Raw genomic sequence first — 12114 nt, 5'->3', positions numbered from 1 at the left:
TGCATCGGAAGATGACATCAGAGGGCTTCGTCGATTCGGGGAATCCCGCCAACCGCTATCCGACCTCGTGGATGCGGATGCCGTTTCCCGGCATCTCGGAATCACGCCCAGAAGGGTTCTTTCCATGGCGCGCAAAGGTTCTATTCCCTGCGTGAGGATAAGCGCAAAGACCATTCGCTTCGATATAGAAGCCGTCGATCGGGCTCTTGGAAGACGGTAGGCGTGCTGACGGCGCTTCTGCGCACTGCCGCGCCCTGCCGTCTTCGAAAGGAGCAGTCGACATAATGGCTGAGAGAAACAAATCAAGCGTCTTCGTCAAGACGCCTGTCCTTGTTCAAGACACGTATTCGGTTGAGGAGATCGCAATCCTGTTCCGCGTAAGCCGAAACAGCGTCTACGAATGGCATAAGCGAGAAGACGATCCGCTGCCTTTGAGGCGAATGCACGGCAAGAAGCGCGGGTTCTTCGCCTATCGCGACGAGCTTCTCGAATGGAGCAAGCGCCATGCGATTTAAGGATACAGGGAACGACCGACATGGCGGGGCATAGCGAAGAGGCTTTCATCATCGTACGGGAATTCATGACCAGAGGGCTCTGCCTATCTGGGCTTCCCCTTCTCGTATACGCAAGGATTTACGGTTTCTGCGGGAGCGGATCCCCTTATTACGAAAGCAAAGCTCATCTTGGAAAGATTCTCGGAGCCGACACGCGAAGCATTGTCCGCGCGGTGAGGAAGCTCGAGGAGATGGACCTTGTATTCGAGGTAGGCCGCCAGGAACTCTCCAAGGGGAGGGAGACGAAGGTCTACCGCATAAACTTCGATGCGGTTCAAAGGGCAAAGGATGCCATAGGCGGGGCAGATGCATCGAAACATGGCGAAATGTCATCGGGTGACCATAAGGCTCGCCAGCGCCACCTCGCGCATGACGAAACACCATGCCGACCCCTGACGTCTTGCCAGCTAATAACAAAGACGGAAAACAAAGATTACAGATAGGACGTGCCATGGGCGAATCGAAGCCGACGCATTCGGAGACGTGCTGCGAATACTGCGGGCGCCCCCTCGCCCCGTGCGTGGTCGAGTTCGGCGGCAGACGAATCGTCGCGGGGTTCCGCGAATGCGACTGCGAGGGCGCGCGCAGACAAAAGGCGCGAGTGGAGAAGGCTGAGGCTGCAAAGAGGGAGGCGCGCCTGTCCGAGAGCCGCAAGCGCGCGGGTATCCCGAAGCGATTCCTCAATGCGACCGTCCAGCACCAGAGCCTCCTTGACTACCTCGAGTCGTTCGAGGGCAGCGCAGGGCAGGGTCTCTACATATACGGATCGGTCGGAAGAGGGAAAAGCTATTCGGCGGCAGCTTTGGCGAACGCCTTCGTGGATGCGGGCTACCGCACGGTATTCACGACGGCATCGGCGATGCTCGAGAGGATCAAGGCTAGCTTTTCGGGGAGAGGAGAGACCGAGACGGTCGTATCGAGGTACACCGCCTGCGATGTCCTCGTCATCGACGACCTCGGCAAAGAGGATGCCAAGGAGTGGTCCTCGAACATGATGTTCCTCGTCATCAACGCCCGCTACGAGGGAATGAGGCCGACCATCTTCACCTCGAACTACTCAATCCAGGCGCTATCGAAAAGGCTCGGGAGAAAGGGCGAGGTTGAGACCGCCGAGGCGATCGCAAGCCGCCTTTCTGAGACCACGACCCCCATCTACCTCACGGGGCCGGATATGAGGATTACGTCAAGGTCGTGACCGGGGGGACTTGCCGGGACAATCCCGTTGTTGCCTGACGGCGCCCTTGAGAGATTTATGGGTAAATCGCAATTGAAATCAAGAGCCGCCAGCGCGCGAGTGCCGGTGGGCTCCGGGACACGATGGAGGAGCGACGATGCTCGGGTTGAAGGAAATCGACGGAGAGACCAGGCGAGGGCTCATCGCCAAGTGCCAAGAGAACGGCTGGCTCAGGCGCGGCGGATACCCTTGGCAGGACGACCCCTACCTCGAGGAGTACCCATACGAGTTCGTGGAGGCTGGCAACGTGGAAGAGCTGCGCGGATTCTTCACGCACGGCAACTGGGCGCTCCGCCAGGGGATCGTGTACGAGGACCTGGCGTTCGTGCAGCAGGTGGACGGCGGCGACGAGTGGTGGACTCTGAAGCGCGACGGCTCGAATTGGGTCGACTTTGAGAGCTGGTCGTTCGGGCGCATCGTGCGGGAACCCGAGAGGTTCGAGCACGCAATCGAGTGCATGCATCGCGCCACACCTGAGCAGTGCAAGCGCCTCGAGTACATGGAGGCGGCTCCGAGCATCGAGGACACGGCGAGACGCGCACGAGATTCCATCCAACAACTGAACAAGGCTGCGAAGGCTCCCACGCGCGGCGCGCGGGCGGAGGTTCGCTGAAACATTTGCTGAAGGCGGGTTCATCCCGCCTTCTCTGTTTTCCGAAGACGACTGGGACAGTTTGTCCCACAAGAGCGAAAGGAAGAAAGCCATGACAAACGACTTCGGCGATGACTCCGGCGAGAAGCTCGTCGACTGGATGATCCGCATAGGCCAGGACGCCGGCGAGGCGGCCATGATGGCAAGCGGCGAGCGGCTCGCCACGGCGTTCAAGCACGCCCGTGGCGATGACGCGATCGAAGACGGAGCGAAGGGCGATCGCGACGTGGCCGAGTGGGCGAAGCTCGACCTGTCCGAGTTCGCGAGCCTGCCCGAGTACGAGACCATCCGCCAGATTATCGACGAGAAGCTCTCGCGCGAGGGTGTCCGCCACGAGTTCGCCCCCATGCCCGAAGGCGAGCACCTCGTCTTCATGGTCGAGGACGCGCCCGCGGTCAACGAGGTCTTCAAGGAGCTCGAGAAGACCACGAGCGCGTCGACCCGGCGTGCGGAGAAGGAGCTCTCGCAAATGTGCGAGCGCATCAAGGGCGAGCCCATCGCGGAGAAGGCCGCGCACGCCAGGGAAGCGTCGTCTCGATTGGAGGCCGCCAAGGGCAAGTCGCGCGAGATATCGCGCGGCGTCGAGACGAGGGCGAAATGAGGCCGATTGCGCAGGCGCTCGCGGTGAGCGCCGCCAGCGCCGCATGCTTCTGTGCCGGAGACGCGCTCGCATCTGCGGCTGCCGCATCGGGGTTTCCGGCGTGCAACGCCCTCGTTCTGCTCTCTGCGGTTCCCGCTACTGGGATCACGGCAGAGCCGATGGCGATTGCCGTTGGCCTCATGGCCGCATGCATCCCCTGGGCGGTCTGGGCGCGCAACCTCGTGCGCGCGGGCACGTGCCGCCAGGGAGAGGAGCACGGCTCCGCCCGCTGGGGGACTCTCAAGGAAGGTCGTGCCTTCATGGACAGGAAGGACAAGGCGAACAACATCCTGCTCTCGAGGGACTTCGCGCTCGCGCTCAAGCCGAAGCGTTTCGACCTCAAACACGACCGCAACCGAAACGTCTGCGTCCTAGGAGGGCCGGGCTCCGGCAAGACGCGCTACTACGTCAAGCCCAACCTCATGCAGGCAAACGCCGACTTCCTCGTCACCGACCCCAAGGGGACCCTTCTCGGCGATGTGGGCTGGATGCTCGAGGGCGCAGGATACGACATACGCACCTTCGACACGACCGACTTCTCCCGCTCGATGCACTACAACCCGCTTTCCTACGTGAAGGACCAGGCCGACATCCTCGTGTTCGTCGAGTGCCTGATAAAGAACACCACGCCCGACGACCGCAAGGGGTCCGACCCCTTCTGGGAGAACTCCGAGCGCCTGCTCTACACGGCGCTGGTGGCCTACCTCGTCTACCACGCCCGTCCCGAGGAGCGAAACCTCAACTCCCTCATGCTGCTCTTGAGCCTTGCCGAGGCGCGCGAGGAGGACGAGTCCTACATGAGCCCGCTCGATCTCGTGTTCGAGGAGCTCGAGACGGGGATGCGCTTCATGGAGCGAGGCCGTGCGCCCGAAGCGCGGGGCGAGCGTCCCTTCGACGACGGGGATGACTGGGGATGGGTCCGCGTGGGCGAGCCCCACGACGCCAACGACGACTTCGCGCTGTCGAACTACCGAGCCTTCAAGGTGGCTGCTGGAAAGACGCTGAAATCGATCATCATCAGCTGCAACGTGCGCCTGAAGCCGCTGTCGGTCGACGCGGTGTCGGCGCTCGTCGCCTACGACGAGATGGCGCTCGACTCGCTCGGGTCGGGAGAGGGCAGGCACGCGATCTTCGCGAGCATGTCGGACTCCGACTCGACCTTCGACTTCCTCTTCGCGCTTCTCATGTGGCAGGCCACGAGCGTGCTCTACAAGACGGCGCTCGCGCGCTTCGGAGGCGCGCTCAAGCGCCCAGTGCACTTCCTGCTCGACGAGTTCGGCAACATCGGCACGGTGCCCGACTTCGAGCGCGTCATCGCCACGGCCCGCTCGCGCAACGTGAGCTTCAGCATCATCCTGCAATCCGCAAGTCAGCTCGAGCGCTCCTACGAGAAGGAGGGCGCGAAGACCATCCTGGACTGCTGCGACACCGTGGTGTTCCTCGGCGGCAAGTCGACCGAGACCAACGAGATGGTCTCCAAGATGATCGGCAAGCAGACCGTGAAGGTGCTCACGGAGAGCGACTCGAGGGGCGCGAACCGCTCCACCACCCAGAACTACAACGTGATCGAACGCGACCTCATGACGCCCGACGAGGTTGGCAGGCTTGCGCGCGACGAGTCGGTCGTGCTCATCAGCGGCACCTACCCGCTGAAGGGCGCGAAGTACCGCATCGAGGAGCATCCCTCCTATCCCGAGGTGGATCCCGGGCATGCGGGCGCGAAGCGCGAGGCGCGCTTCGACTTTAAGGAATACCTGAAGAGGAAAGGCGGTGATGGGCCCATGAGATGAGAGATGGGACGGCGGGAGCCGACACTCCCTCGTCTGAGCGCGGCGTGGCCAGCTTCCACACAAGCCCGCCGCGCGCCGTCCCGGATGCAAAGGGGCGCGAGATGCGCTCCGAGATCAATTGTACCAACCGGGGCTGCCGCCTCAAACCCACCAGGTGCGGCCGCCCTTAAAGCAAGACATGCAAAGGAGCCAAGATGCTCTCAAACATCATCGGACTCGTCTCCGGCTGCGTCACGTTCCTCGGCGGATTCCTGATCGTCTGGGGCGCGGTATCGCTCGGCCTCGCCATCCGAGAGCAGCAGGGAGGCGCTCAGATCGCCAGCGCGATCTCGACCATCGCGGGCGGGGCGATCATCATCGCCGCCGCCATCTACTTCGGCCAGCTCGACACGTCCTGGCTCCCCGCCTAAGGGAAGGAGGATGTGGAAATGCTATCCGTAAGGGTCCAGAAGGACATCGGCGAGTACACCGAGAAGATCGTGGGCAAGCTCTCCGCGCGCACGCTCGCGTGCCTCGCAGGAGGACTCGCCTCGGCAATCGGGGCCGCTGCGCTGTGCCAGTTCGCCCTCGGCATCGAGGTGCGCGATGCCGCATTGCCGGTCATGTGCGCGTCGCTGCCGTTCTGGCTCGCGGGGTTCTGGCGGCCCCATCACATGAAATTCGAGAAGTTCGTCCCGCTCTGGCTCGACTTCCGGCTCGAGGACCAGAGGATCCTCTACCGCTCCACCCCCGCACTCGAGGGCGCGCAGACCTCTCCCGTGCCGGGACGCCCGTCGCGAAAGGCCAAGCGCAAAGCGAAGAGGAAGGGGGCGGAGGCGAATGCTTCTGTTCGATAAGACCAAGAAGAAAACCAAAGAGAAGGAGGCGACAGCGCGAAAGGGCAGGCTGCCCGTGCGCGGCGCGCATGCCCGCACGACGGGGCTCGAGGAAGAGGAGAAGAAAGTCGAGCAGGCGGCACGCCGCAAGAGGCGCGCACGCGCCGAAGCCAAAGACGTCCTCTCCGCGATCGGCTACGACGCCATGTACGCCGACGGCACCGCGCAGGTCGAGGAGGGCCTTTTCAGCCAGACCATCGAGTTCGGGGACATCAGCTACCAGTCCGCGCGCGAGGAGAGCCAGCAGTCGGTGTTCGCGGCGATGAGCGAGCTCTACGACTACTTCGGCTCGGAGACCTCCGTGCAGCTCACCATAACCAACACGCCCATACCCGAGCGCGAGATCGGGCGCAAGCGATTCTTCGAGAAGAGCGACCCGCGCGTCGACGAGTACGTCGAGGAGTACAACCGCATCCTCAACGACAAGATGCGCGAGGGGGTCTCGAACCTCGTGCGCCACCGCTACCTCACCTTCCTCGTGGGGGCGGACGACCTCGACGCCGCAGCGCCCAGGCTCGCCCGCGCCCGCGGCGACTGCATGCAGACGCTTTCCCGCATCCGCTGCGAGGCGCGCATGCTCGACGGAGCCGAGCGCCTCGAGCTCGTCCAGTCCCAGCTGCGGCCGAAGGCGGAGTTCACCTTCTCGTGGGACAAACTGTCCCAGTCAAGCGGGCTTCGCACCAAGGACCTCATCGCGCCCTCGGTGCTCGACTTCAAGCCGGACGGGCGCGCCGACTGCTACCGGGCTGACGAGGCCTGGTGCCGCGTGCTTGTGTTCCGCGGCTTCGGCAGCGACCTGGAGGACGACTGCATCGCCAACATCGTCGATCTGCCGATGCCGCTCAACGTGACACTCCACGTCCACCCCATGGGCAAGGCGGCCGCGGTGGCCTACGTGAAGAAGCGCATCGCCTGGATGGACAAGGAGGTCATCGGCGAGCAGATGAGCGCGGTGAAGAAGGGCTACGACTTCTCCATCCTGCCTCCCGAGCTCTCGCACTCCAAGGAGGAGGCCGAAGAGCTCCTCGACCAGCTCCAGAACAAGAACCAGCGCCTGTTCACCTACACGGGCCTCGTGTTCACCTACGCGGACACGGCAGAGGCCCTCGACCACCAGACCCGCCAGATCATGGCGGCGGCGCGCCAGCGCTCCATCGAGGTGGAGCCGCTTTCGTACCGCCAGCGCCCGGGCATGAACTCCATCCTGCCGCTGGGGCTCAACCACGTGGAGGTGTCGCGCTACATGACGACCGCGCAGGTGGCAATTCAGATGCCCTTCGCCTCCCAGGAGCTCAACCAGGAGGGCGGCGGCTACTACGGGCAGTCCAAGCAGTCGGGCAACCTCGTCATCTGCAACCGCAAGAAGCTCGCGAGCCCCATGGGGTTCGTCTGCGGCAAGCCGGGATCTGGGAAGAGCTTCAGCGTCAAGCGCGAGATCGTGAACACGATACTGGCGTATCCCGACGACGAGGTGATCGTCTTCGACCCGGCGGGCGAGTACGCGCCGGTGGTGGAGCCTGCAGGCGGGACCTGCATACGCTTCTCGCCGGACACCGACACGTTCATGAACCCCTTCGACCTCTCCGACGTCGCCGACAAGGCCAACCAGGCGCAGCTCGCCTTCAAGATCGACGCGATACTCGCGCTCTCGAGCGCGACCATGGCCGAGGGGCGCGAGGGACTGCCCGAGGCGGACAAGTCGATCATCAGCCGCTGCGTGGAGCTTTCCTACATGCGCTGCGAGGACAAGGGGCGCCTGCCCGTGCTCGGCGACTTCTACGACCTGCTCTTGGAGCAGGAGGAGCCCGAGGCGCGCGACATAGCGCTCCGATACGAGCGCTACGTGAAGGGGGCGCTTTCGTTCTTCAACCACCAGAGCAACGTGGGCTTCACCAACCGCATCACCAACGTCGACTTCAAAGACCTCTCGCAGAACATGAGGGTCTTCGGCATGCTCACGGCGCTGGAGGCGGTGCGCAACCGCATGTACGCGAATTTCGAGCGCGGCGTGACCACCTGGCTCTACATCGACGAGGTGCAGAGCCTCTTCGGGCACCCGGCGATCATCAGCTACTTCTCTAAGTTCTGGGCAGAGGGGCGCAAGTTCAACCTCATCTGCACGGGCATCACCCAGAACTCTACCTACATGCTCGAGCACGAGGACGCCCGCAACATGGTGCTGAACTCGGACTTCGTGCTCCTGCACAAGCAGAGCCATCTCGACCGCAAGAGCTGGGTCGACCTGCTGGCCCTCTCGGCCCAGGAGGAAGGCTACATCGACGACTCCATCAAGGCCGGCGAGGGCCTCCTGGTGGCGGGAGGCGTGCGCGTCCCCCTCAAGGACGACTTCCCGAAGGGCGCGCTCTACGACCTGTTCAACACCAAGCCCGAGGAGATCGCCCAGATAAAGCGCGCCCAGGCGTTCGCGCGGGCCCGGGAGGGCGGCGATGCCTGAGAGCGCGGCGACATACTCAGACGGATCAGCGCATCTCGAGGCGACAAGCCGCGAGCAGGCGCGCGCTCTCGGCGCAGACGATAGACAAGACGCCTTCTCGGCGGGGATCGTCAAGGGTTCGGCCGAGCGCTCAGGCGAGGCACTCTCCCGTCATGACGGTCCTTCGGGGCGGGGCAGGGCGGGCTTTGCCGAACCCTCCCCTGCCGGTGCGGGTAAGCCGAAGGCGAAGTCCCCTCTCGCCGCCCAGGCCAAGGGAAACCTCAAGCGCGCAATCGCCGATGCCGCCACATCCGAGGCAGACGACTCCGAGGAGCTCTCCGGCGTCGAGCGGGCGAGCAGCACCGTCCGAGGCGCACGCTCCGTCATCTCGCGGCATTTCGCCTCCAAGAAGGCTTCTGCCGCCTCGAAGGCGAAAGGCCCTCTGAAGGGGGCCACAAGGCACGCCAGGCTCGGAGCCTTCGGGCACAGCGCTGTTGCGAAGGCACGGCATACAGCCGCCAGCCAGGCGTCTGCCGGAGCCGCGAAGGCTGCGGCAGATGCCGGCGGCAAGGGGGCGGTCGTGGGCGCGGTCTCTTCGATCGCCGTCCCCGTGGCGGGCGTGTTCGCGGCGATCATGGCGTTTCTGCTCGCCGTGCTCGCGGTCTCCCAGATCGTGAGCGCCCTTTTCGGTTTCTGGGAGAACGAGGCGTCCAAAGCCTCCCTCGAGGGGCTGCCGCCCTACATCACCTACGAGATGGTCGAGGAGGCGCTCGCGTGCCAGGAGGAATACGGGCATCCAGCGGGGTGCACGATCGCGCAGATCATCGTCGAGTCGGGGCAGGGCGACCACCTCTCAGGGCTCGCCACGCAGGACCACAACCTGTTCGGCATGAAGTGGTCGAGCTCATATGCGCTGTGCGAGGAGGTCGCGGGGAAGAGCTCATGGAAGACCGGCGAGGAGTACGGCGGCGAGCAGGTCACCGTCACAGCCGACTTCATCAGCTTCATCGGCGACGCGGAGTGCATCCGCTTCCGCAGCCGCGTCTTCCTGCAGGCCGAGCGCTACGCGTCAAACGCCCTCATACGCGAGGCGATTGCGAACCACGACTCGGGCAAGATGGCCGAGGGACTCAAGGACGCGGGGTGGGCGACGAGCTCGAGCTACGTCGAGAGCCTGAAATCCGTCATGGAGACCTACAACCTCTACCGCTTCGACGGCATGAGCCTGGAGGACTTCAGGTCCGGGGCGCTCTCGGCAGATGCGATCGTCTCCGCCGCCTACAGCCAGCTCGGAGTCCCTTATGTGTGGGGCGGGACGACGCCGGGCGTCGGCTTGGACTGCAGCGGGCTCACCCAGTACTGCTACAAGCAGGCTGGCATCTCGATACCGCGCAACACCGAGGCCCAGTACGCGCAGGGCAAGAAAATCGCGCTCTCGGAGGCGCAGCCAGGCGACATCCTCTACCGCATGGGGCATGTCGGGATCTACATAGGGGGCGACCAGTACATCCACGCGCCCCATCGGGGCGAGGTCGTGATGATCGCAAGCGGGATCTCGAGCTTCACCTGCGCCCTGTCGTATCGATAGATAAGGAGCAAGACGATGGACAAAAAGACGAAACTGATGGCCATATGCGCCGCAGGCGCTGCGACGATCCTGATAGGGGCAGGGCTCGCACGCTGCGCGATCGCGCCGAGCGAGCCCGATCCCATCGTTCCCGCAGAAGAGCAAAGCCAACAGGTAGAGCAGGCAAGCGAATCCCTCGCTGGCTATACGGGCACCACCTGGGAGAGCGAGGACGGAACGTGCACGCTCGCGCTCTCCGACTCGACGATCATCGAGTCGGGAGAGGCCGGGGTTCAGGTGATGTACTACGAGGTTATCTCCGAGGAACCCGACGACTTCGGCATCTCGGCGCAGATATCCTTCACTCGTTCTGCCGGCGAGGCCGCCTCCCAGACGCTGCTCTCCATAAGCGATACGGGAGGCCGAGAGATTATCTCCTGCGACGCGTTCGCGCTGTCGAAGAGCTACCTCATCGCCGAAGGCTCCGAGGCAGGGCTCGAGCTCTCCGCCCACTCGCCAGAGCTCAACGAGCTGCTCGACGCCGAAGATTCCGAAATCGCCTCCGCCATAGCGCAGAAGGCGTCTGCCGCGTCTCCAACGGCAACGCTCGCCACTTGGGATGGCGAGGTCTACATCGACTGCAATGGGGACGTCCTCACAACCTCCTTCCACTTGAACGACGCCGCATCCACCATCGTGCAGCTCTCCCTCGACCGCGGATCCGGGGAGCTGAGCGCGCTATGAGGCGGGCGGCGGCGATGGTCACAGACAGGCGCTTCGTCCTCGCGTTCGCCTTCACGCTGCTCTTCGCGACGCTCATGCTCGTCCCGGCGTCTCCCGCCTACGCGGACATCGCCGACGACGTGAACGCATGGCTCTCCGGGCTTCTGAGGGACGCGTGCAACTGGATGTTCACCAACCAGGTGGCGGTGCTCTCGAGCATCGGCTACGACGGCATCATCGGCGCGGACTTCTCGCAGATGCTCACGACCGCAGGGGACGTCTCCATGTACGACATCGCACGCGGCGTCTGGGACGTCGCAGTGCTTCCCATCGGCTGCGGCGTGCTCGGGCTGGTGTTCACGGTGAAGCTCATCCAGATCAGCCAGCGCATGGACGGGAACGCCTCGTTCCCCGGCGTGAAGGAGGTCGTGTTCCTGCTGGTGTTCTTCGCGGTGTTCCTGTTCCTCATACAGAACAGCTTCGAGCTCATGGAGGCCGTCTACGCGGTGGTGGGGCTCGCCATCGACCGCACGATGTCGCTGTTCGGCTCGGGCGGCGCGATAGACCTTACCGCTGTGAGCGTGGTGACCGAGGACGACGACGTTCCGGCGCTCATAGCGCTGCTTCTGGTGTCGGTCATCAGCTGGGTCGTGGTCCTCGGAGCCTACATCGTGGCGCTCGTGGTCTGCTGGGCGCGCGCCATCCAGCTCTACATCATGGCGGCGTTCAGCCCGATCCCGCTCTCGCTCATGGCGCTCGACGACACGCGCCAGATCGGCATCGGCTACCTGAAGAACTTCACGGCGGTGTGCCTGGCCGGTCTCATCATCCTGATCCTGCTGATCGCCTTCCCGCTCATCTTGGGCGGCCTCACCGGGGCGAGCACCTCGACGGGAACGCCCATCGACGGGATCGCGACCGGACTCACCTACGCGCTCCAGTACCTGGCGATGTGCGTGCTTCTGATCCTCTCCCTCGTTAAGAGCGGCGCTTGGGCACGCGACATCGTCTCCGGAGTCTGATCGACGTGATGCGAAAGCCTTTGAAAGGGGGTGGTCGCCTTGGACGGCTAACGGCGTTTCGACAGTACGGATAGGCAGGCGGGCTTCCACATCAACTGCCGCCTGCAAGGATGCAAAGAAAGGGGCATGAAATGCCTGAGAGGAAGAACACCTATCTCACGCTCCACAAGAACTTCGTGCGCACCGACATCGAGTACACCGACCGCGTGACGGGAGAGATGCGCACGTTCAACTCGGTGACGCTGCCCAAGGGGACGGTGATCGATGGGGTGGACGTGAGCTACTACCAGTTCAGCCCTATGTTCGTCAACGAATCCCGCTACCGAGGCGAGAACTACCGCGACATCCCGCTTTTGACGGACCGCGAGGTATGGCTCAAGAAGAGCGTGCTCGACGAGAACGGCCAGCCGGTGCTCGACGAGGACGGCAAGCCCGCCAAGGACGTCGTGCGCGTCATGCCGGCGCAGATCAAGGAGGCGCTCGACCGCAGCCGCAGCGAGTACCTGCAGAGCCTCTCCGAGAAGGCCCGCGGAGCCCGCGAGGGCTCGGAGCGCCTGGGAAACGGCGATAGGCGCGCCGCCCAAAGCCGCGAGAGCATCGCGATGTAGGAGGAGGTGCGAGAG

At 64.0% G+C, this 12114-nt stretch carries 13 protein-coding genes; all 13 read left to right on the top strand.

The window, feature by feature from the left end; all coding sequences use genetic code 11:
* Positions 1–284 precede the first annotated feature (284 nt).
* The 13 genes from ABGT83_RS07090 (at position 285) to ABGT83_RS07030 (ending at position 12099) form a co-directional block, all read left to right on the top strand.
* Positions 285–515 carry a helix-turn-helix domain-containing protein gene (locus ABGT83_RS07090; RefSeq protein ID WP_227155360.1) on the top strand — a complete coding sequence of 77 codons (231 nt, stop codon included), beginning with the start codon at positions 285–287 and terminating at the stop codon, positions 513–515.
* 20 nt (positions 516–535) lie between these two features.
* Positions 536–997, top strand: coding sequence for a transcriptional regulator (locus ABGT83_RS07085; protein WP_346686656.1), 462 nt, complete (start codon positions 536–538; stop codon positions 995–997).
* An 8-nt stretch (positions 998–1005) separates the two neighbouring features.
* Positions 1006–1749: an ATP-binding protein gene (locus ABGT83_RS07080; protein ID WP_346686654.1), complete on the top strand. Its 744-nt coding sequence runs from the start codon at positions 1006–1008 to the stop codon at positions 1747–1749.
* Positions 1750–1885: 136 nt separating this feature from the next.
* Positions 1886–2401, top strand: coding sequence for a peptide ABC transporter substrate-binding protein (locus ABGT83_RS07075; protein WP_346686653.1), 516 nt, complete (start codon positions 1886–1888; stop codon positions 2399–2401).
* 91 nt (positions 2402–2492) lie between these two features.
* On the top strand, positions 2493–3041 hold the full coding sequence (locus ABGT83_RS07070) for a hypothetical protein (protein WP_346686651.1): 549 nt from the start codon (positions 2493–2495) through the stop codon (positions 3039–3041).
* The gene (locus tag ABGT83_RS07065; RefSeq protein ID WP_346686649.1) at positions 3038–4870 is read left to right on the top strand and encodes a VirD4-like conjugal transfer protein, CD1115 family; all 1833 of its coding nucleotides are present in this window, start codon (positions 3038–3040) and stop codon (positions 4868–4870) included. Before ABGT83_RS07070 ends, ABGT83_RS07065 begins: the two co-directional genes overlap by 4 nt.
* A 194-nt stretch (positions 4871–5064) precedes the next feature.
* A complete protein-coding gene (locus ABGT83_RS07060) occupies positions 5065–5280 on the top strand; it encodes a hypothetical protein (RefSeq protein WP_015760600.1) in 216 nt (71 codons plus the stop codon).
* An 18-nt stretch (positions 5281–5298) separates the two neighbouring features.
* Positions 5299–5706, top strand: coding sequence for a PrgI family protein (locus tag ABGT83_RS07055; RefSeq protein WP_346686647.1), 408 nt, complete (start codon positions 5299–5301; stop codon positions 5704–5706).
* Positions 5690–8200, top strand: coding sequence for a VirB4-like conjugal transfer ATPase, CD1110 family (locus tag ABGT83_RS07050; protein ID WP_346686645.1), 2511 nt, complete (start codon positions 5690–5692; stop codon positions 8198–8200). The genes ABGT83_RS07055 and ABGT83_RS07050 overlap by 17 nt, the downstream gene beginning before the upstream one ends.
* Positions 8193–9767: an NlpC/P60 family protein gene (locus ABGT83_RS07045; RefSeq protein ID WP_346686644.1), complete on the top strand. Its 1575-nt coding sequence runs from the start codon at positions 8193–8195 to the stop codon at positions 9765–9767. The genes ABGT83_RS07050 and ABGT83_RS07045 overlap by 8 nt, the downstream gene beginning before the upstream one ends.
* 15 nt (positions 9768–9782) lie before the next feature.
* On the top strand, positions 9783–10490 hold the full coding sequence (locus ABGT83_RS07040; protein ID WP_346686642.1) for a hypothetical protein: 708 nt from the start codon (positions 9783–9785) through the stop codon (positions 10488–10490).
* Positions 10491–10504: 14 nt separating this feature from the next.
* Positions 10505–11491 (top strand): conjugal transfer protein TrbL, encoded by a 987-nt coding sequence (locus ABGT83_RS07035; RefSeq protein WP_346686640.1) that lies wholly within the window; start codon positions 10505–10507, stop codon positions 11489–11491.
* A gap of 131 nt (positions 11492–11622) precedes the next feature.
* Entirely contained in the window at positions 11623–12099 is a 477-nt protein-coding gene (locus ABGT83_RS07030; RefSeq protein WP_346686639.1) for a DNA gyrase, read from the top strand.
* Positions 12100–12114: the final 15 nt, after the last annotated feature.

It is taken from the genome of Enteroscipio rubneri (assembly GCF_963929405.1).
GTDB classification, from domain to species: Bacteria; Actinomycetota; Coriobacteriia; order Coriobacteriales; family Eggerthellaceae; genus Enteroscipio; species Enteroscipio rubneri.
Note: the sequence above shows the minus strand (reverse complement) of the source record. Positions and strands in the feature narration are given on the sequence as shown.